The 19,408-nt window shown below is 62.4% G+C and carries 18 protein-coding genes and 1 other RNA gene; 12 read left to right on the forward strand and 7 right to left on the reverse strand.

Going from position 1 to position 19,408, the window contains the following annotated elements; genetic code table 11:
* Positions 1 to 131 precede the first annotated feature (131 nt).
* The 4 genes from ASS64_RS16105 to ASS64_RS16120 are packed head-to-tail and all read left to right on the forward strand — an operon-like array spanning position 132 to position 2,068.
* The gene (locus tag ASS64_RS16105) at positions 132 to 635 is read left to right on the forward strand and encodes a sigma factor-like helix-turn-helix DNA-binding protein (protein ID WP_067696758.1); all 504 of its coding nucleotides are present in this window, start codon (positions 132 to 134) and stop codon (positions 633 to 635) included.
* 43 nt (positions 636 to 678) lie between these two features.
* On the forward strand, positions 679 to 1,014 hold the full coding sequence (locus tag ASS64_RS16110) for a hypothetical protein (protein WP_067696761.1): 336 nt from the start codon (positions 679 to 681) through the stop codon (positions 1,012 to 1,014).
* 38 nt (positions 1,015 to 1,052) lie between these two features.
* Positions 1,053 to 1,490, forward strand: a complete 438-nt coding sequence (locus ASS64_RS16115) for a hypothetical protein (RefSeq protein WP_067696764.1) — start codon at positions 1,053 to 1,055, stop codon at positions 1,488 to 1,490.
* Between the two features lie 5 nt (positions 1,491 to 1,495).
* Complete coding sequence (locus ASS64_RS16120) at positions 1,496 to 2,068, forward strand: JAB domain-containing protein (protein WP_067696767.1); 573 nt, start codon at positions 1,496 to 1,498, stop codon at positions 2,066 to 2,068.
* Positions 2,069 to 2,645: 577 nt separating this feature from the next.
* On the opposite strand, the gene ASS64_RS16130 is transcribed toward ASS64_RS16120, so the two are convergent.
* Positions 2,646 to 3,080, reverse strand: coding sequence for a hypothetical protein (locus ASS64_RS16130; protein ID WP_157075230.1), 435 nt, complete (start codon positions 3,078 to 3,080; stop codon positions 2,646 to 2,648).
* A gap of 152 nt (positions 3,081 to 3,232) precedes the next feature.
* Between ASS64_RS16130 and rnpB the strand changes: the two genes are divergently transcribed.
* Positions 3,233 to 3,627, forward strand: an RNA gene (gene rnpB / locus ASS64_RS16135) — RNase P RNA component class A.
* 25 nt (positions 3,628 to 3,652) lie between these two features.
* On the opposite strand, the gene ASS64_RS16140 is transcribed toward rnpB, so the two are convergent.
* Positions 3,653 to 4,372: a metallophosphoesterase gene (locus ASS64_RS16140; RefSeq protein WP_369815383.1), complete on the reverse strand. Its 720-nt coding sequence runs from the start codon at positions 4,370 to 4,372 to the stop codon at positions 3,653 to 3,655.
* Between the two features lie 353 nt (positions 4,373 to 4,725).
* Here ASS64_RS16140 and ASS64_RS16145 point away from each other — a divergent pair, with 353 nt between their 5' ends.
* The gene (locus ASS64_RS16145; protein ID WP_067696775.1) at positions 4,726 to 5,472 is read left to right on the forward strand and encodes a TorF family putative porin; all 747 of its coding nucleotides are present in this window, start codon (positions 4,726 to 4,728) and stop codon (positions 5,470 to 5,472) included.
* Positions 5,473 to 5,530: 58 nt separating this feature from the next.
* Here ASS64_RS16145 and ASS64_RS16150 read toward each other — a convergent pair whose 3' ends face one another.
* Positions 5,531 to 6,283, reverse strand: a complete 753-nt coding sequence (locus tag ASS64_RS16150; protein ID WP_067696777.1) for an SIMPL domain-containing protein — start codon at positions 6,281 to 6,283, stop codon at positions 5,531 to 5,533.
* A gap of 90 nt (positions 6,284 to 6,373) precedes the next feature.
* Here ASS64_RS16150 and ASS64_RS16155 point away from each other — a divergent pair, with 90 nt between their 5' ends.
* Positions 6,374 to 6,811, forward strand: a complete 438-nt coding sequence (locus tag ASS64_RS16155) for a VOC family protein (RefSeq protein WP_067696866.1) — start codon at positions 6,374 to 6,376, stop codon at positions 6,809 to 6,811.
* A gap of 6 nt (positions 6,812 to 6,817) precedes the next feature.
* Here the strand turns inward: ASS64_RS16155 and nhaA are convergent, their stop codons facing one another.
* Positions 6,818 to 8,029: a Na+/H+ antiporter NhaA gene (gene nhaA, locus ASS64_RS16160; protein ID WP_067696869.1), complete on the reverse strand. Its 1,212-nt coding sequence runs from the start codon at positions 8,027 to 8,029 to the stop codon at positions 6,818 to 6,820.
* Between the two features lie 83 nt (positions 8,030 to 8,112).
* Here nhaA and ASS64_RS16165 point away from each other — a divergent pair, with 83 nt between their 5' ends.
* The 5 genes from ASS64_RS16165 (at position 8,113) to ASS64_RS16185 (ending at position 14,377) form a co-directional block, all read left to right on the forward strand.
* Complete coding sequence (locus ASS64_RS16165) at positions 8,113 to 9,516, forward strand: glycosyl transferase family protein (protein WP_067696779.1); 1,404 nt, start codon at positions 8,113 to 8,115, stop codon at positions 9,514 to 9,516.
* Complete coding sequence (locus tag ASS64_RS16170; RefSeq protein WP_067696781.1) at positions 9,513 to 10,649, forward strand: hypothetical protein; 1,137 nt, start codon at positions 9,513 to 9,515, stop codon at positions 10,647 to 10,649. Before ASS64_RS16165 ends, ASS64_RS16170 begins: the two co-directional genes overlap by 4 nt.
* Before the next feature lie 46 nt (positions 10,650 to 10,695).
* Positions 10,696 to 11,601, forward strand: coding sequence for a sulfite exporter TauE/SafE family protein (locus tag ASS64_RS16175; protein ID WP_067696783.1), 906 nt, complete (start codon positions 10,696 to 10,698; stop codon positions 11,599 to 11,601).
* Positions 11,598 to 12,350, forward strand: a complete 753-nt coding sequence (locus ASS64_RS16180) for a TIGR02186 family protein (RefSeq protein ID WP_369815384.1) — start codon at positions 11,598 to 11,600, stop codon at positions 12,348 to 12,350. The genes ASS64_RS16175 and ASS64_RS16180 overlap by 4 nt, the downstream gene beginning before the upstream one ends.
* 98 nt (positions 12,351 to 12,448) lie before the next feature.
* Positions 12,449 to 14,377 (forward strand): ATP-binding protein, encoded by a 1,929-nt coding sequence (locus tag ASS64_RS16185; protein ID WP_234002425.1) that lies wholly within the window; start codon positions 12,449 to 12,451, stop codon positions 14,375 to 14,377.
* Between the two features lie 74 nt (positions 14,378 to 14,451).
* Here ASS64_RS16185 and ASS64_RS16190 read toward each other — a convergent pair whose 3' ends face one another.
* From ASS64_RS16190 to ASS64_RS16195, 3 genes are all read right to left on the reverse strand, one after another.
* Positions 14,452 to 15,186, reverse strand: a complete 735-nt coding sequence (locus ASS64_RS16190) for a 7-carboxy-7-deazaguanine synthase QueE (RefSeq protein ID WP_067696785.1) — start codon at positions 15,184 to 15,186, stop codon at positions 14,452 to 14,454.
* A gap of 441 nt (positions 15,187 to 15,627) precedes the next feature.
* Positions 15,628 to 16,146, reverse strand: a complete 519-nt coding sequence (locus tag ASS64_RS16770) for a hypothetical protein (protein ID WP_157075231.1) — start codon at positions 16,144 to 16,146, stop codon at positions 15,628 to 15,630.
* A 281-nt stretch (positions 16,147 to 16,427) separates the two neighbouring features.
* On the reverse strand, positions 16,428 to 19,307 hold the full coding sequence (locus ASS64_RS16195; protein ID WP_067696788.1) for a valine--tRNA ligase: 2,880 nt from the start codon (positions 19,305 to 19,307) through the stop codon (positions 16,428 to 16,430).
* Between the last annotated feature and the right edge of the window lie 101 nt (positions 19,308 to 19,408).

Consider the following 19,408-nt stretch of genomic DNA (forward strand, 5'->3'; position numbering starts at 1 on the left):
GAGCCCTGCGGGCTGCCAAGCCTTTGCAGGGATGTGAGAAACCTGCCTGCCAAGTCAGGCCGGTATCATCCCGGGCGCGCCGCCCGTTCGCGCGGTTTGCCCCCACAGCCCCGATGGCTTAAACAGGACCGATGGATCACGGCGCTATCCATTCCGTATTCGCATCGCTTACCGAGAAGCAGGAGGAGGCCTTGCGCCTGGCCTGTCAGCACCTGACCTCGAAGCAAATTGCGCAGGAACTGGGTGTTGCGCCGGTCACGATCGACAAGCGCATCGATGCGGTGCGCGCCAAGCTGGGCCACATGCCGCGGGTCGAGGTCTTGCGGCACTATCGCGCCTGGGCCGAAGCATATGATCGGACCATAGATGATCCGACCATACTAACCCCTCCTCTATCCTCCGCTGCATCTACGACCGCGCAGCCGCAAGAGCGACCCTATGTCTTCGAAGATTCCCTCGCATTCGATGCAAGGGCTCCCTGGGACAGGTCCTCTGACTGGTTGCAGCCGAGGATCAGACCTTCGGACCTGGGAATTAGCGGCAAATTGCTGCTGATCGCGCTGGGCGCGGTGGCTATCATGGCCGTTGCCGTGCTTTCGATGGCTTTTGCGAACGCGTTGGCCACGATGCTGTAGGGTTCAAGCTACTCCTCGGCCCACTCGCCAGAGGAGAATGTGAATGTCGCTTGATCTGCCTACCGCAACCGCCCGCATCGCTCGCGAATTGAGCGATTCCGAATTCGCCATCGCCGACGCATTGGCGAAGAGCACCGCACTGCTGCACAGCGCTGCGCTTGCCAGCCGCGACGTCGCAGGAGCTCCCGATCTCGAAAGCCAGCGCGCGCTCATGCGGCTTCAGAAAATCGTAGGCGGCCTCATCGATGTTCGCGGCGAAGCCAGCCGCGCCCACGGCCAATTGCGGAAGATCGCTATCGAAACCGGCGCGGGCGAGGAACCGACCTGCCCCGACGACGGCTTCACCTCCGCCGAGCATGTAACCACCATCGCAGCCTGACTTGCCTTAGCAACGGCGAGGGCCCAAGGGCGTGTGCGATGACCCGGTTCCTGATCCAGGTGGCACTGACGCTTGCGGTTCTCGCCTTTGCCTGGAGCAGAGGCGGAAAGCCTGAACGCTATGTCGCAACAATCTATTTCGCGGTGGTCTTTTCGGGGATCGCCCGCTGGCTGGTCACCGGGCATTGGAGCGAGGCCGGTTACGCCTCGCTGCAGACCTTCCGCTTCGCGGTCGATCTCTGCGCCTTCCTTGGCGTTACCGCGGTTGCACTCGCCTATGATCGCTGGTGGGTGCTTTGGGTAGGCTCGGCGCAATTGATCGCAGTCGTGTCGCACCTGTTGCGCGCGGCCAGCATGCCTCTCGAGCCAATAGTCTATGCCGTAATGGAACGGTGGCCGGTCTGGCTGGCTCTGGTCATTACCGGGCTCGGCACGCTGGTGCACTATCGACGGTCGGGAACCGGCTCCACCACCTGACCGGATTGCTTGCTCCGCTCTCGGCCGAACCATTAGACCTTGCCGAACGGCTGCTCGAGCGTTTCGGATCGATCGGCGCGCTGATCGACGTCAGCGAAGCGGAGTTGCGCCAATGCGCGCATCCTGGGGAGCGTTGGGTCGATGTCTTCCTCGCGATTCGCCAGCTTCTTCGCGACGGCATACGTGAACAGGTGTTGCGCACGCCGCTTGGCAAGGACCGCAAGGGGATGGAGCGCTACCTGCTGGAAACGATGGGTTGCCTGCGGCGCGAGCGCATGATCGCGATCATGGCCGATCGGGCAGGCTTCGTCATCTCCGAAGAGATCGTCGCAGAGGGCGGCGAGGGTGAAATCCAGGTCTCGCCGCGGGCTCTGTTCGGGCGGGCGCTCTCGCTCGACGCACGCCGCATGCTGATCGCGCACAACCATCCGTCGGGCAGTGCCGAGCCCAGCGCTTCCGACATTTCCCAAACCAGGGATCTCGTGTCGCAGGCCGAGCGACTGGGCGTGCTGGTCGACGATCATCTTGTCGTGGGTCGACGCGAGGTGGTCAGCATGCGCGAAAGGGGGCTGATGTGACACCCACCGAGGAAGCCATATTGCGCGGCATAGAGGAGAAGCTGATTTCCTTCGCGGACTGGCGCAATTCCTGGGATGACCCATGCGAGGCGGATCGTTGCTGCCGCGATGCGCAATATGAGATGGGGCAGAGCGGGGAAAGCCAGTCTTTGATGCTAGCCGACTTTCCCTGCGGCGCGGGATGGGACATGCTCATCAGCCTGTTCGTCATGCATGCCAATGGCAGGACTGCCAGCATCGCGAGTTCATGCCGGGCCGGGGGGGTCTCTCGTGCCGCGGGTTCACGCTTCATCGATGCTATGGCCGAAGAAGGAATCACTGTTGTGGAGGGAGAACAAGAGGATGGCGGTGCGCGTCCCGTGTGTCTTTCGAAACGCGGGCGGCAGCTTGTCGAGAAAGCGATGCAGAATTTCATCGGGTCCCGATCGGGGGAAGCCTCGACTCGGCTCGCCGGTCGATCGCCCATACGATCACCAACAATCGGATCGCCCAAGAAATGAGCATCAGCCTGCGTTCGATCGAATTGCATCGAGCCAACATGGCGGGCAGGCGCAGCTAACTTGATAGGGGAGGTGGTTCAGCCTTCGGTCGATCCCCGCTCGCCCTCGGCCGCAATGATCCCGATGGCGGCTCCCGCGATGGCGCCGGTCATGGCGTGAGCCAGAGAGTTGCTGCTGGAAAAGCTGTTTTCGATTTCGAGCTCCGGGACCGCGATTGTCGCAATCGCGTATCCCGACGGTGCGCGGGAGGTCATGATACCCACAGGCTTGGTGATCATCAGAAGTATTTGCTCGATCGAACCGCTTTTCACCAGGGCGCGAAGCGTATCGTCCTCGGGCAGGGGGAAACGCTTCTTCACCGTATCCGGGGCTTGGCGGAGCAGCGTACACAAGCTTTGCGCCATGGCGTGCGCATCCTCGCGGGCCGGGACCGGCATGTCTTCGCAACGCGTCAGGAACTCGTCCAGCCTATCGCGCCACGGGATGGGTGGTAACGTTTCCAAAAAATCCATCTCCCTTCGCCGTAGAGACAGTGCACCGACACCGAGTCAACCCACGCCATGATCGTTTCGTTGCCGTCGGGACTTTTTGGAATGCAATTGTTTTGACCCGTTGTACCCGGGCCACTTGGCGACCCGGGCCTTGATCGCTATCTGCGTTCGGGCCAGGGGGCCGGGCAGTCGCGGGAAACCGAGGAAAGTCCGGGCTCCACGAAACAAGGGTGGCGGGTAACGCCCGCCGGGCGCAAGCTCAGGGAAAGTGCCACAGAGAGCACACCGCCGATGGCCTGCATGCAGGTTCAGGCAAGGGTGAAAGGGTGCGGTAAGAGCGCACCGGGGCTTCGGCAACGCGGCCCGCATGGCAAACCCCACCCGGAGCAAGGCCGAATAGGGGCGGCGCGCCCGCGCGAGCGGGCAGGTGCGTTTCGCATCGACCGTCCGGGTTGGCTGCTGGAGTCGCGGAGCGATCCGCGGCTTAGACGAATGACTGCCCCTGCGCGGCTGGTGTGCGAACATACCGCGTGCAGGACAGAACCCGGCTTACAGGCCCCCTGGCAATTCACGCCGTCGCCGGTGGCTCGCGATCAGGCGAAATCGGTGTGAGCGACGCTGATCGTACCGTCTTTTTCCTGCGCCTGGATCAAGCGCCGCTGATCGCTCTCTAGTACAAGCGCGGTCAGATTGCCGGTGCGGAAGGCGCCCGTATCGATCCCGATGCGGTAGGGCGTGTGTTCGATCTTCTCGAAAATCGTATGGCCATGCACCACGACATGGCTCGTCGGCTCGCGATGCTTGAGGAATCGGTCGCGGATCCAGCGCAAATCGGATGCCTTCTGCTCTTCGAGGGTGCGCTTCGGATTGATCCCGGCGTGGACGAAAACATAGTCGCCCGCGACGATGATATCTTCCATTTTCTCGATAAACTTGCGGTGCTTGTTCGGCACGAGTTCGTGCAGCTCGCCCTGCAGTTCCTTCATGGTCAGCTCGTTGTAGCGCTTCTTCTTGATCCCGTAGCTGAGCACGGTTTCCTTGCCGCCATGCTTGAGAAAATGGCGCAGCATTTCCTTGTCTTCGAAGCTCTCGAGGAACATTTCCTCGTGATTTCCGGCGATATAGCGGACCTTGCGCCGCTTGCCCCACTGGCGCGCGGTTTCGATCACCCGTGCGCTTTCAGGGCCGCGGTCGACGAGGTCGCCGAGCAGCACCACCGTACTTTGCGCATCGCCAGACTTCGCGTCGTCCTGCTCGATAGCGAGGATCAGTTCGTCGAACAGGTCGCAGCGACCGTGGATATCCCCGATCACATAAAACCGTTCCCCATCCGGCACTCTTGGCCGATGCGTAGCCCAGGCGCCTTTCTTGAAGAGTTTCGCGAGCTTGATCATGGAGCGAAAGTGCGGCCCTGCTTGTGGTTCGGTAGGATTGCGGACCAGATAGGCGGAAGCCGCCGCGGGGGCAATAAACGCGCGTGGAATGCGGTTTGTGCAGTTGCGAAAAAGGCACATCTTTTGCTGCATAAGCGAAAACTTGCCACAGCTATCTTGCGTGTAGGCGCCAGATTGTGCAGGTTTATGACCGTATCCGGACGAGGAGCCTAACAAACTGGCCCCGGCGGATTCGCAGGTGGGACGAAGCGACACTCGTACAGGAGTTTGTAATGCTCACGTCCTTTCGCGGCCTCATGGCCGTTTCGCTCGCTGCAGCGGGCCTTTCCATCGCAACCCCGGCCATGGCCCAATCCGAAGACGACAGCGGCTTTTCCGTCTCGGCCAATGCGGCCCTGACGACCGATTACCGCTTTCGCGGCGTCTCGCTCTCGGGCGGCGACCCGGCTGTGCAGGGTGGCTTCGATGTTGCCCACGACAGCGGCTTCTACATCGGCACCTGGGCCTCTTCGATCGATGGCGGCCCCTCCTTCGGCGAACTCGAGTTCGACATCTATGCCGGATGGAGCGGCAATCTGACCGACGCGGTCAGCGTCGATATCGGCGTGCTCTACTATATCTATCCAACCGAAGAGCTTGGTCTCGATACCGATTATATCGAACCCTACGCGTCGATCAGCACCAGCTTCGGTCCGGCTGAAGCGACCTTCGGGGTGGCCTATGCACCCGAGCAGGATTCGCTCGGTGGCGACGACAACCTGTATCTCTATACCGATCTCGGGGTCGGCATTCCCGATACGCCATTCACCCTGACCGGCCACCTCGGCTATACCGATGGCGCGCTCGCTCCGCCGCTGCTGGCCGGGACGACCGACGATACCGGCCTCGACTGGTCGATTGGCGCCAGCGTGGCTCAAGGCAATTTCGAAGTCGGCGTCGCCTATATCGGGGTCGAAGGTCCGTCGATCGACGGGTTCACCGACGATGCGATCGTTGGTACGATTTCTGCCAGTTTCTGACTCTTCGCTGGCAGTCAATGCAAAGGGGCGCGCGCCGATCGAGCGTGCGCCCTTTTCGTCAGTCGAGAGCGAAATCGACCGTCGTGACCACGCGCACCTTCTTGAACGGCGTATCGCCGATGCCCCAGCCGCCGGCCTCACCATCGCGCGCGCCGATCGAGAAATAGCCCTGCGTCGCCTTGCGGATGCTGCCGACATCCGCGCCGCTATCTAGGGCGAATTGCTCCGCTGCGGCGCGCGCATCCCTCGTGGCTTCGGCGACCATTTCGGGCTTGATCGCATTGAGTCCGGTGAACGTGTAGCTGATGCCTGATCCGTCCTCGAGCACTACACCCCTACGCACGAGTTCGGCCTGGCTGCGGACCGCGCGTTGGGCGCGTTCGATGTCCTTGGTGCGCAGCACGATTCGCTGGCGCACGGTGTAGAACACAATGCCGTCGTCGGTATAGTTGGAGACGTTCACGCCCGCCGGCGTCAGCTCGTTCTCGGGAAAGCCCAGGCCTTCGAAGAATTCGCGCACCGCCGTTGCGTCGCGATCGGTGCTGGCCTGCGCGGTCTGGAGGCTGGTGGCGGTGGAAGCGAAGGACAACGTCCATGTCGCAAGGTCGGCGGTGACTTCGCGTTCGGCCAGGCCGCGCACAGTCACGCTGCGTTCGGCAGCCTTCATGCGCACGAGGCCGTCGCCCAGGACAAATCCGCCGAGCACCAGTCCGATCGCCACGATCCCCGCGCTCGCCAGCCAGCGTTTGAGCGTTGCATCGCCCTGCCGCGGCGTGGCACTAGTGTCGTCGATTTCGGTTTCGTCGCTCATGATCTCGTCCTCTCTGGCCTGTGCCTCCCGAGGATCGCGATACTATTTTGACGATGAACCGTGCTTTAATCTCGATGAATGGAGTTACTCGTGCCCAAATACCTGCACAGCATGATCCGGGTCACCGATCCCGAAGCGACCGTTGCTTTCTTCAAGCTAATCGGACTCGAAGAGACACGCCGGTTCGACAACGAGAAGGGCCGCTTCACGCTCATCTTCCTCGCCGCACCCGGCCAGGAAGGCGTGGCCGAGGTCGAGCTGACCTACAACTGGCCGCCCGAAGATGGCAGCGCGCCCGAGGAATATGGCGGTGGCCGAAACTTCGGCCATCTCGCTTATCGGGTCGAGAACATCTACGACACCTGCCAGGCGATCATGGATGCAGGGCACACGATCAACCGGCCCCCGCGCGATGGACACATGGCCTTCGTCAAGACGCCCGACGGCATCTCGATCGAGTTGCTGCAGGAAGGCTATCTCGACCCGCAGGAGCCCTGGGCGAGCATGGAGAATACCGGCAGCTGGTAAGCCGGGTCAGTCGATATAGGGCGACTTCGCATCCTCGGGGTGCGGCGCCGACATGCGCAGGATCGCATAGCCGGCGACTGCCGAGATCAGCGACCCGAGCAGGATTCCGATCTTCGCCTCGTTGATCAGCAATTGCTGGCCGCTGAATGCCAGCCCACTGATGAACAGCGACATGGTGAAGCCGATTCCGCACAGAATGGAAATTCCCCAGATCTCGGGCCAGCTCGCCTGGTCCGGGCGGGGGGCGAAACCGAGCTTGTCGGCAGCGTAAATGGCGGCGAAAATGCCGACCTGCTTGCCGAGGAACAGGCCCGCGGCAATCCCCAGCGGCAGCGGCGCAAGCAGCTGTTCGAGACCCATCCCGGCTAGCGGCACGCCGGCATTCGCGAAACCGAAGACCGGGACCACGAGATAGGCGCTCCAGGGAGCGAGGCCGTGCTCCATGCGTTCGACCATGGTCTGGTCGTCGGGTCCTACCATCGGGATACACAGCGCGGCCACGACACCGGCGATTGTCGCATGGATGCCGGTGTTGAGCACGAAGTACCACAGCACCAGCGCCAGCAGGACGAACGGCCAATAGGACGCGACGCGCATCCGGTTGAGCACCATCATCAGCACCACGACACCGCCCGCTGCGGCCAGCCATCCCAGTTTGATGTTCGCGGTATAGAACAGCGCAATCACCATCACCGCGCCGATATCGTCGACGATCGCCACGGTCAGCAGGAACAGCCGCAGCGAGGCCGGACAGCGATTGCCGAGCAAGCCCAGCACGCCCATTGCGAAGGCAATGTCGGTTGCGGCGGGAATGGCCCAGCCGCGCAGCAATTCGGCATCGCCGCCGACCACGCCGACATAGACCAGGGCGGGAATCGCCATCCCCGCCACCGCCGCGAGAATCGGCAAGCGGCGCGATTGCGCAGTCGAGAGCTGTCCCTCGATCCACTCGCGTTTCACTTCGAGGCCCACAACGAAGAAGAATATCGCCATCAGGCCGTCGTTGATCCACAGGTGCAGATCGTAGAGCTTGGGGATCGGGGTCCACGGCAATTCGCCATAGAACAATTGCTCGTATTCGGTCGCGAGCGGCGAATTGGCCGCCAGCATTGCTGCTGCCGCGACTAGGATGAGGAGGATGCCGGCCGAAGCGTCGCTGACGAAGAGTGCGCGTACGGGGGCAAAGACGAGGCGGAAGGCTGAAGGACGTTCGGTCATCTTGGCGACGCTCTCTTTCGCAAAGCGGCCCACGTTGCAAGTCTTGAAACTCGCGGTTATCCAGAAAGGCAGGGGGGTGCCGCTTGGTACTAGGGTCGTTCACGATCGCGGAATGGTTCGTGCTCGTTCAGCACGAGTTGCTGCTGTTCGCAGCGGCCTTCTTCGCGCTTGGCATGATCGATGAATTCGCGCTCGATTGCACCTACCTTTGGTGCCGGGTCACGGGGCGGATCCAGACCGAGCGTGTCGATGAAGCGATTTTCGATGACATAGATGGTCTGGCGGGGCGGGCGGCGGTTTTCATACCTGCATGGCAGGAGGCCAACGTCCTCGGGCCGACTCTGGTGCATATGCTCGATGCATGGCCGCAGGACGAATTGACAGTTTATGTCGGCTGTTATCGCAACGATGCTGCAACCATGGCCTCGGTCATAGCCGCCGTACGGGGCGACCCCCGCGTGCGACTGATCGTCCACGAGAGGGATGGGCCGACATCCAAGGCCGATTGCCTGAACCGTCTCCATGCCGCTCTGACGGAGGACGAGCGACGTTCGGGTATCGAGACGCGTATGGTCGTACTCCACGACGCCGAAGACATGGTCGACCCGATGGCGCTGGACCTACTCGACCGGGCGCTGTGGCACGCACATTTCGTCCAACTGCCGGTGCTCGCCCTACCGCAACGCCATTCGCCATGGATCGGCTCGCATTACTCGGACGAGTTCGCGGAAAGCCATGGCAAAGCGCTGGTTGTGCGCGATGCCCTCGGAGCGGCGATCCCGGGGGCGGGAGTCGGATGCGCAGTCGCTCGAGGTTCGCTGAAGCAGCTGGCCGAGAAGCAGGGCGGCCTGCCTTTTGCCGCAGAATCCCTCACGGAGGATTACGAGCTGGGCCTCAAGATCGCTGCGGCGGGCGGTCGGGGACGTTTTCTGCGGGTTCGCGTAGCCGATGGGAGGCTTATCGCGACACGGGCCTTCTTCCCTTCGCGTCTTAACCAATCGGTACGGCAGAAAACGCGCTGGATGCACGGCATTGCCTTGCAGGGCTGGGACCGTCTCGGCTGGGGGTCGGAGCCGGTCGAGCTGTGGATGCAATTGCGCGACCGGCGCGGCCCGCTCGCCGCGATCCTGCTTGTGATTGCCTATTTGCTCTTCGGATTCGGGGCCGTTGGGCTGGTTCTCCAGCAATTGGGGTTGGTCGAGCTGCCAATGGCGACACCGCTTCTGACCGCACTCCTGTGGATCAATTTCGCAGGCCTGTCGCTGCGCTTCCTGGTGCGCGCGGCGTTCACGGCCCGGGAATATGGCTGGCGGCAGGGCCTGCTCGCCATCCCGCGCACGATCGTTTCGAACGTCATTGCGATCATGGCGGGGCGGCGCGCGCTCTTGAACTATGTCGGCACGCTTCGTGGCGCACCGGTTATCTGGGACAAGACCGAGCATCGCGACCATCCGGCGCTCCTATTGCCAAGCAAAGGCAGGGCATGAGCGATCCGGTCGTTCGCCGCCAGGGGCAGCCCGTCCTGTTTCTGGGGCTGCTGCTGGTCGGCTGGTGTCTGGTCCGGATCGTGACGTGGCAAAACCCTTGGCCTTCCTCGCTACCGTTGTCCGAAAGCCTTCGCCTTGCGACCGCCGAATTTCGCCAGACGAAGAGCGGATCGAGGATTGAGGAAGTATCGCCCACGACCGGTCCGGCGGCGAAAGGGGGAGGGCCGGTACCCTCCCTTTCCGCATGGGAGAAGGTGCCGCTGTCGTTCGAACCGGTGGATGTGCCCCTATCGGCCGTTCCGACGCCGCAGGCCTATTCCGAGCACTTCGATACGCACCAGCGCGCGGTCGGGCACAATCTGCTGTTCATGGCAGGGATGGCCAGCCTGCCGATGCCGCGCAGCGTAGCCGAAATGTTGGATCGCCAGAGCCGCAAGATGCCGACGGGCGCGGCCTCCCCGCCCGCATGGTCGATCTCCCCATGGCGGTTCGACGCCTGGGTGGTTTTGCGTGAGGGAGGCAATCGCCTCTCCGACGGAGGGGCTCGTCCTGCCAGCTATGGCGCGAGCCAGCTCGGAGCTGTGATCTCCTATCGGCTCGCGCCGACCTCAACGGCGGCACCCTCGATCTATGCTCGCGCAAGCCATGCGTTGATTGAGGGTGGCGAAACCGAGGGCGCCCTGGGCCTTCGGCTGCGGCCAGTGGCCAGTGCGCCGCTCGCCATTCATGCCGAGGCGCGCGTAACCGAACGACCTGGTCGTCCTGCGCAAATCCGGCCCTCGATATTCGTAGCGGGAGGATTCGACCGGTTACGCCTTCCAGCGGGCTTCGAAGCGCGCGGCTATGGCCAGGCGGGCTATGTCGGCGGCGATTTCGCGACTGCTTTCGCGGATGGCTCGATGGTCGCCGAAAAAGAGCTCGCCAGCTTCGACCTTGGCCGGGTCTCGCTGGGCGGCGGCGTCTGGGGTGGCGCCCAGCAGGGCGCGGCACGGCTCGATCTCGGCCCGAGCGTGACCCTGGATGTGCGGCTGGGGACCACGCCCGCACGGATCGAGGCCGACTATCGCTGGCGCGTGGCCGGCGATGCCGAGCCGGGCGATGGCGGTGTTTTGACGCTTTCGACCGGCTTCTGACATTGTTCAGCTTTTATCCGTAACGCCCCTGCGATAGGGCGCTTTCATGGACGTCTATCTCCCCATCGCGAACCTGTCCGTGAACGGGCTGTGGATCGTCGCGCTGGGGGCGCTGACCGGCGTGCTTTCGGGCTTGTTCGGCGTGGGCGGGGGGTTCCTGACCACGCCGCTGCTGATCTTCTACGGTATCCCGCCAACCGTGGCTGCCGCTTCGGCGTCGACGCAGGTCACCGGAGCCAGCGTAACCGGCGTGCTCGCGCATGGCGGGCGTGGCGGCGTCGACTACCGCATGGGTATGGTCATGGTCGCGGGCGGGGTGATCGGCTCGGGCTTCGGCGCTCTATTGTTCCGTTTCTTTCGAGCGATCGGCCAGATCGACGTGGTCATCAGCGCGCTTTACGTTGTCCTGCTTGGGACGATCGGCACGCTGATGGCGCGCGAGGCGGTACAGACGATCCGCGGGACGGGTAGCGTGCAGGCCGCGCGGCGGCGCCACCATCCGCTGGTCGCCAGTCTACCGATGCGCTGGCGTTTCTATCGCTCGGGTCTTTACATCTCGCCGCTCGCCCCGCTTGTCGTGGGGATCGCGGTGGGCGTGCTGACGATGCTGATGGGGGTGGGCGGTGGCTTCATCCTGGTCCCCGCCATGCTCTACATCCTCGGCATGAGCGCGAATGTGGTGGTCGGGACCTCGCTCTACAATATCCTGTTCGTCACGATGGCGACCACGATCATGCACTCGCTGACCACCAAGGCAGTCGATATCGTGTTGGTCTTCCTCCTGTTGTTGGGCTCGGTCACCGGCGCGCAGCTCGGTTCGCAGATAGCAGTCAAGGCGAAGCCGGAACTGCTGCGCCTGATCCTGGCTGTGACCGTTCTGCTGGTGGCCTTTCGCATGTTCCTCGGATTGTTTTACCAGCCCGAGGAAATCTACACGCTGTATCCGCTGTGAGGGTGCTCCTGCTCCTCCTCTTCGCCTTCGCGCTGATGGGCCAGCGTGATCCCATCCTCGTGCCCGAGGTCAGCCAGCACGAGGTGCAGGTGCGCCAGGGCTTCACGGGCACGGAACTGCTGCTGTTCGGCGCGGTGCTCGATCCGCAGGGCCGGGCGGCGGGCAGCGATTACGATATCGTGGTGGTACTCAAGGGCCCTTCGCAACCGGTCCGCCTGCGAGAGAAAGAGCGGTTCGCCGGCGTCTGGATCAATGCCGCAAGCAGCGATTTCCGCTCGGTCCCCTCCTATTTCGCCGTCGCCTCCTCACGCCCCATTTCGGAAATCGTCGACGAAAAAACCGCTGCGATTTACGAATTCGGGACCGATTACATCCAGCTTTCGCCCAGCGGCGCGATCGATCCAGATGAACAGGCGAGGTTCAAGGATGGGCTGGTCGATCTGAAGACGCGCCAGCAGCTCTACAAACAGGATTTCGGCGGTGTGCAGATCAGTGAACAGGTTCTGTACCAGGCACGCATAACGCTGCCTTCCAACGTGACCACCGGAACCTATACCGCCGAGACGTTCGCGGTGCGGGGAGGGCGGGTCATTGCTTCCGCTATGACCGAAGTCGAAGTGCAGAAAGTCGGTTTCGAGCGCAAGGTCGAGGAGTATTCGCAGGATCTGGCCCTGCTCTACGGATTGCTGGCCGTGTTCCTGTCGGTCGGGATGGGCTGGGCGGCCGGACGCCTCTTCGCGCTCATCTAGCGTATTGCAGCCGCGCGCGTTGACCACATCTTAAGCACTTTCGGGCAGGCAGGTCGGGTGCGCTCTTAGCGCGGCCAACCTGGGGCAAAGCCAATCCAATGAACGACATGGGTAATCCGATTTCCCGCACATTCGATCCGGCCAAGGAAGACGGCGCCGAGCCGCCGCAGCCGCGCAGCAACTCGTTGCGGGACCGGATTCGGCGCAGCGGGGAACAGGAGCCGCCCGCTGCGTCGCGCTCCGGCTATGTCCACAAAGCCCAGCAACCTTCGGCGGAAATCGATCCCCCATTGGAAATCGATCGGACCGAAACGCCGGCTTCCGAGCCGCCCTCCGCGAAGGCGCAAGTCTCACAAGTCGAGCCGCAAACGGAGGATGCGCCGCCGCATGCAAGGCCCTCCGACGACATCCAATCCGCGGAAACGTGCGAGAACGCCATGCAGCCGATCGGCGTGGTTCTCGAAATCGCCGGTTCCGGTTCGCAGGTCGCGATCGACCTTCAGCGCCTGAGCGAATGCGCCGATGATGCCGACCCTTCGATCGCCATGGCCGGCCAGGTCGGCTCGCAAATCAAGATCCGGGTCGGCAACAGCTGGCTGCTCGCCAGCGTCCGCAACCAGCGCCAGGATCGCAAGGCAGGCTCGATCCTCGCCAATATCGATTTCCTCGGCGAAGGGATGGAGGAAAAGCTCACCGGCAAGCTCCACGGCTTCCGCCGGGGCGTGACGCGTTATCCGGTCCCGGGCGCAATGGTCTATCCCGCGACCACGCAGGACCTGCGCCAGGTCTATGCCAGCGACGGCCGCAGCTCGGTCGCCATCGGCAAAGTCTACCCGACCAGGGACATCCGCGCCGGGCTCTATGTCGATGCCATGCTGGGCAAGCATTTCGCGCTGCTCGGTTCGACCGGTACCGGCAAATCGACCGGCGCCGCGCTGATCCTCCATCGGATTTGCGAAGCGGCGCCCGAAGGCCATATCGTCATGATCGACCCGCATGGCGAATATTCGGCGGCCTTCCGCAATACCGGCGTGATCCTCGACGTCTCGAACCTGCAGATGCCGTACTGGATCATGAACTTCGAGGAACATTGCGAGGTGCTGCTCACCAGCAATGGCAACGAACGGCAGGTCGATGCCGATATCCTTGCCAAGTGCCTGCTCAAGGCGCGGCAGAAGAGCCGGTTGGCCGAGTCCATGGGCAAGATCACGGTCGATTCGCCGATCCCTTATTTGTTGTCGGATCTCTCGAACGAGATTCAGGATGCGATGGGCAAGCTCGATAAGGCGACGAACTCCGCGCCTTACATGCGGCTCAAGAACAAGCTCGACGAGATGAAGAGCGATCCGCGCTATCAGTTCCTGTTTTCGGGAATGCTGGTCGCCGACACGATGAGCGACTTCATCTCGAAGATCTTCCGGATGCCCTCGAACGGCAAGCCGATCTCGATCATCGATGTATCGGGCGTCCCGTCCGACATTACCGCGACCGTTGTCGCCGTTCTCAGCAGGCTGGTGTTCGACTTCGCCATCTGGGGCCGCGAGGAGCGCACTTCTCCGATCCTGCTGGTGTGCGAGGAGGCGCATCGCTATGTCCCGAGCGAGAAACACGCCGATGGCAATTCGGTCGGCACGATCCTCAGCCGGATCGCCAAGGAAGGCCGTAAGTACGGCATCAGCCTCGGCCTCATCACCCAGCGCCCCTCCGACCTCGCCGAGGGCGTGCTGTCGCAATGCGGCACGATCATCTCGATGCGCCTCAACAACGACCGCGACCAGGAATTCGTCCGCGCGGCGATGCCCGAGGGCGCGCGCGGATTCCTCGACGCGATCCCCGCGCTGCGCAATCGCGAGTGCATCATCTGCGGCGAGGGCGTGGCGATCCCGATCCGCGTCAGTTTCGACACTCTGGAGGAAGCCAAGCGGCCCGCATCCGAGGACCCGAGCTTCATCGAGCTGTGGAACAAGACCGGCGGCGAAGAGGATATCGTCTCGAGCACCGTCCAGCGCTGGCGTAGCCAGGGTTGATTGAGTCCCCGTGAAGGCGGAGACCTCAGGCAATCTTGCGCCAATCCGCCTGAGACCCCCGCCTTCGCGGGGGATCAGGTTCCTCTGGTATCCCCGAACAGATGGATATGCAGCCGGTCGCTCATCCTAAAGCCGTGTTCGACGCATAGCGGCGCGAGCCATTTCTCGCGCCCCCGCAGCGTTTCGCTGTCGGTGCCTTCGGGCATCAGGAAGACATGGTCCCGCCTGAAGCGATAGCGATCGCGCAGGGCGAGCACCTCGTCGATGTCGGACGGCTCGGCGACCACGAATTTGAACCAGGCGCGCGGATCGGTGGCATATGCGTCGAGCCGTTCGGGCAGCAGCGCGAGTTCGGCCCGATTGCCGCTATGCGCCAGCTTGGGGCTGACGTTGAACTGGTCGATCCGGATGTCGAGAGGGGCCGAAGCCTTGGTGGTGCCGTTGGTCTCGATCTCGACCGTGACGTCGGGCAGCAGGTCGAGCAGTTTGGCCAGCGCGGGCGCCTGCAGCAGCGGCTCGCCCCCGGTTATGACCAGCCGTTTCTGGCCCAGCGCGGTGATCCGCGCGGCGACCTCGTCCTCGTCGAGCGTCACCTGGTTGGCCTTGCGCTCGAATTCGATCCCGTCGCGATGCGGACGGTCGTCGCCCTCGAAATGCCAGGTGTAGGCCGTGTCGCACCACACACAGGCGAGGTTGCAGCGCGACAGGCGCACGAAGGTGCAGGGCATCCCCGCACTCGGCCCTTCGCCCTGTACCGAGGCGAAGATCTCGGGCCCGCCGTCATCGTCGGTGGCAAGGACTAGCGGCATCGATTGCGCTCCGCGGGTGACGAAGGTGACACGGTGTAACCTTCGCTCATGAGCAATTTCTCTATTGGAACCAAGTGCATATCCGTCCCAATGTCGACCGGACGGACAGGGTGGCGGAGGCGAAAATCCGATCGCCTAGCGACGCACGGTTCGAGCGAACCGAATGATTGGAAGCGCGTGCCGCCAGAAGGGAGGTAGTTCCGGGCCATTGCCGCGCTCATGACACAAATGGGTCGTGTAGGAAATCGGCCAGTCTGCGAGGCCCGCTTCCCCTCACCCCGGCCCCAGAGCCGAGGTCCCACGTCCTATTTGGTGTAGTGCCGTTCCCAAAGAAAAGCGGGACCCCGGATCAAGTCCGAGGGGGTATAGTGATAGCTGCGAAACAAGGGGAATTTCACCACACTCGATTTTGTCTAGTGGCTTGAGTGGCTCGTTGCACCATCATGTAGCGGCATCAGCGGAAAAGATATCCCGGCCACCTGCGTCCTGCAAAATGTAGGCTGCATGAAAGAGGATGCACCAACCAATTTCGGCTAGAACGCCAATAGTTCCACCATAGAATTTGGTTGCTTCAATTTCGCTGCAATGGCCAACAGAATCAGAAAAATCGATACCGTTCGATTCAAGCTCACGGGCAAGCTTAAGCACATCCAAAAGCTCGGTCTTATGTCCGAAAATGTGGGCAAGATCATTTCTAAATTCGTTGAATCTATCAAACGCGACTTTGTCACTATCCAACAGAATGCCGTGCTCTAGAAGCCATTTGGTTTTTGCAGGGAACGGTGAACCAAACCTCTTTTCACCTGCTTGTAGTAGGCCAAGCATCTCGATCAGAATTGCCTCTAGTGCAAGGTGAGTGTTCAATACGGCGCTTACAATCTCTGGATCGTCACCAATGATCTCGGATGAAATGATATCTTCAAGCTCAACGGCTCGTGAAGGTCGGCGCACCATATCCATCCCCTATCAGGGTTGCGTTCAGAGGAAGCGTTATGCCCCGCGCATGCCCCTTATCGAGGAGTTGAGCTTGGCTAAGGCAAAAGTCCGACATCATTCGAATTCAACAGCTCTGCGAAGTCAGCAAGCTCTTTTCGATATTGCTCTTGATCCAACGCTTGCAGCTCCAAAGATTGCCCCGTTGCCGGAACCATAGGGGTAAGCTAGCCACTCGCTGCTTCGAGTTGCAATGGAGCACCCCCCGGGTCAAGTCCGAGGTGACGGGGAGGGAAAAAGGCGCACTATCAGCCCAACCGCGCCAGGGCGGCTTCGAGCCGGGCCACTTCGGCCACGTGATGCGCATGGTCGGCGCGGGCCTTTTCGACCGCTTCGGGCTTGGCGCGTTCGACGAAGTTCGCATTCGACAGGCGGCCTTCGAGCGATTTGGCTTCCTTCGCACTGGCCGCGAGCGCTTTTTCGAGGCGGGCCTTCTCGGCTTCGATATCGATCACGCCTTCCAGCGGGATGACGAACTCGTCCTCGCCTGCCGCGATCTGCATCGCCGCACCCGAGGGCGCTTCGCCGAACGTCACCGGGGTGAGACGCGCCAGCCGTTCGATCGCCCCGGCATTCGCCTCGACCACCGATTTCGCCAGCGGGCTGGGCGATGCGCAATAGGCTTGCAGCTTCGCACCCGGCGCAATGCCGAGTTCGTTCTTCGCCGTACGCGTGGCGCTGGTGAGCGCGATCAGCCAATCGATCTCCGCCTTGGCCTCCGCGTCCACGTCCGCCTGCGGGTCGGGCCATTGGGCGGTGATCAGCGGATAGTCCGCGCGATCCCCCTGCTTCGACCACAGCTCTTCGGTAATGAAGGGCATGAAGGGGTGCAGCATGACGAGGATCTGGTCGAGCGCCCAACCGGCGACCGCCTTGGTTTCCGCATCGAAATTGCCTTTGACCAATTCGATATACCAGTCGCAGAAGCGGTCCCATACGAAGTGGTAGATCGTGTTCGCGGCGGCATCGAAGCGCAGGTCCGCCAGCGCGGCGTCGAGCGCCTGCTTGGTCTCGACCACCTCGCCGATGATCCAGCGATTGACCGCATGGCTCGCCTTGGGCGCCGCGATGCTCGTGCTCGCGCCGATCCCGTTCGCCTGGCAGAAACGCGTCGCATTCCACAGCTTGGTCGCGAAGTTGCGATAGCCCTCGATGCGCTTGTCATCCATCTTGATGTCGCGGCCCTGGCTTTCCATCGCCGCCATGAAGAAGCGCAGCGCATCGGCACCGTACTGGTCGATCAGGCCGAGCGGATCGACGACATTGCCCTTGGACTTGGACATCTTCTGCCCGTCCGCCGCGCGCACTAGGCCGTGAAGATAGAGCTTGGGCCAGGGGTTCTGGCCGGTGTTGTACTGCCCCATCATCATCATCCGCGCATCCCAGAAGAACAGGATGTCGAAGCCCGAGATGAGCAGATTGTTGGGATAGTGCTTTTCGACGAGGTCGGTCTTGTCCGGCCAGCCGAGCGTGGCGAAGGGCCACAGCGCGGAGGAGAACCAAGTGTCGAGCACGTCTTCGTCGCGCCAGATCGGGTAGTGCTTTGTCAGATCGAGTTGGTTTCGGAAGATCGCTTCAATAACTTCGTGACGCCCCACGAACTCACGGATCTCTAGTTCCAATCCGCCTTTCTCGAGAAAGGCCGACGCCCTTTGTTTTGCGTCAGCACTGTCTAGGGCGACAAAGCACTCGTCTTTTTCAAGCGATGCGTTCAAGCGCTTCGGAGCGTGTGGCAGGTCAATCCCAACCACTTGGCCTTCTCCTATAGCAGGCCCATACCACGCCGGAATTCGGTGGCCCCACCATAGCTGGCGGCTGACGCACCATGGCTGGATGTTTTCCATCCAGTTGAAGAAGGTCTTCTCCCAGCTTTTCGGGACGATCTCGATTGCGCCGCTCTTCACCGCCTCGATCGGCTTCACCGCGAGCTTTTCCGCGTCGACATACCACTGGTCGGTCAGCCAGGGTTCGATCACCACGCCGCCACGGTCGCCGAAGGGCGTTGCGATAGTGCGCGGCTCGGCGTCGAGTTCCTGCTCCTCGCCCTTCTTGGTCTTGGCGATGTGCGGGATGAGATAGCCCTGTTCCTTGAGCCGCTGCACCACCAGTTCGCGCGCGCCATCGACCCCGTCGCGCTTGAAGCGGTGCAGGCCGAGGAATTCCTCCGGCACCAGAGCGTCGGCGGTCTGGCAGACATTGGCTTCGGCATCGAGCATGTTGAGCATGTCGGCGGGAGCGAAGCCAGCGCGTTTGCCCACGTCGAAATCGTTGAAGTCGTGGCCGGGTGTGATCTTCACCGCGCCGCTGCCCAGTTCGGGATCGGCGTGCTCGTCGGCGACGATCGGCACGCGGCGACCGGTGATCGGCAGCACGACATGCTTGCCGATCACCGATGTGTAGCGTTCGTCATCGGGGTGCACCGCCACCGCCATATCGGCGAGCATGGTTTCGGGGCGCGTGGTCGCGACGACGATATGGTCGCGCCCGTCGTCGAGCGTGACGCCCTCTTCGAGCGGGTACTTGAAGTGCCAGAAATGGCCCTTCACATCGGTCGTCTCGACTTCGAGGTCGGAAATCGCGGTCTTGAGCTTGGGGTCCCAGTTGACCAGCCGCTTGTCGCGGTAGATCAGCCCGTCATTGTAGAGATCGACGAAGGTCTTGAGCACGGCGCTCGAGAAATGCTCGTCCATGGTGAACTGTTCGCGCGGCCAGTCCATTGAACAGCCGAGGCGGCGCAGCTGGCGCGTGATCGTGCCGCCGCTTTCCTCTTTCCATTCCCAGACCTTGTCGACGAAATCCTCGCGGCTGTAATTGGTGCGCTTGTCCTGTTTCGCCTCAAGCTGGCGTTCGACCACCATCTGCGTCGCGATGCCCGCATGGTCGGTGCCGACCACCCACAGCGCATCCTTGCCGCGCAGCCGCTCGTAGCGGATCATCACGTCCTGCAGCGTGTTGTCGAGCGCGTGGCCGATATGCAGGCTGCCCGTCACATTGGGCGGCGGGTTGACGATCGTGTAGGGCTCGGCGTCCGGGCGTTCGGGCCGGAACAGGCCGTTCTCTTCCCAATGCCTGTACCAGCGCGCCTCGATGTCGGCGGGATCGAAAGTCTTCGGTAGCTCGGTGGTCATGTATCTTGTGCTGACGCTCGTGTGCGGCGCCAGCCCTCTCCCCCGCCCGGCCACCCACGGCACGGTAATTTATGGGTGGCCGGGCGGGGGAGAGGGCCGGC

Origin of the sequence: Erythrobacter sp. AP23, from assembly GCF_001542855.1 — a bacterium.
In the GTDB taxonomy this organism is placed as follows: Bacteria; Pseudomonadota; Alphaproteobacteria; order Sphingomonadales; family Sphingomonadaceae; genus Qipengyuania.

Excerpts from the sequence above, each read along its gene's own strand:
- ASS64_RS16105 (WP_067696758.1), top strand. The coding sequence starts at position 132 with ATGGATCACGGCGCTATCCATTCCGTATTCGCATCGCTTACCGAGAAG.
- ASS64_RS16110 (WP_067696761.1), top strand. The coding sequence starts at position 679 with ATGTCGCTTGATCTGCCTACCGCAACCGCCCGCATCGCTCGCGAATTG.
- ASS64_RS16115 (WP_067696764.1), top strand. The coding sequence starts at position 1,053 with ATGACCCGGTTCCTGATCCAGGTGGCACTGACGCTTGCGGTTCTCGCC.
- ASS64_RS16130 (WP_157075230.1), bottom strand. The coding sequence starts at position 3,080 with ATGGATTTTTTGGAAACGTTACCACCCATCCCGTGGCGCGATAGGCTG.
- ASS64_RS16145 (WP_067696775.1), top strand. The coding sequence starts at position 4,726 with ATGCTCACGTCCTTTCGCGGCCTCATGGCCGTTTCGCTCGCTGCAGCG.
- ASS64_RS16150 (WP_067696777.1), bottom strand. The coding sequence starts at position 6,283 with ATGAGCGACGAAACCGAAATCGACGACACTAGTGCCACGCCGCGGCAG.
- nhaA (WP_067696869.1), bottom strand. The coding sequence starts at position 8,029 with ATGACCGAACGTCCTTCAGCCTTCCGCCTCGTCTTTGCCCCCGTACGC.
- ASS64_RS16170 (WP_067696781.1), top strand. The coding sequence starts at position 9,513 with ATGAGCGATCCGGTCGTTCGCCGCCAGGGGCAGCCCGTCCTGTTTCTG.
- ASS64_RS16175 (WP_067696783.1), top strand. The coding sequence starts at position 10,696 with ATGGACGTCTATCTCCCCATCGCGAACCTGTCCGTGAACGGGCTGTGG.
- ASS64_RS16185 (WP_234002425.1), top strand. The coding sequence starts at position 12,449 with ATGAACGACATGGGTAATCCGATTTCCCGCACATTCGATCCGGCCAAG.
- ASS64_RS16190 (WP_067696785.1), bottom strand. The coding sequence starts at position 15,186 with ATGCCGCTAGTCCTTGCCACCGACGATGACGGCGGGCCCGAGATCTTC.
- ASS64_RS16770 (WP_157075231.1), bottom strand. The coding sequence starts at position 16,146 with ATGGATATGGTGCGCCGACCTTCACGAGCCGTTGAGCTTGAAGATATC.
- ASS64_RS16195 (WP_067696788.1), bottom strand. The coding sequence starts at position 19,307 with ATGACCACCGAGCTACCGAAGACTTTCGATCCCGCCGACATCGAGGCG.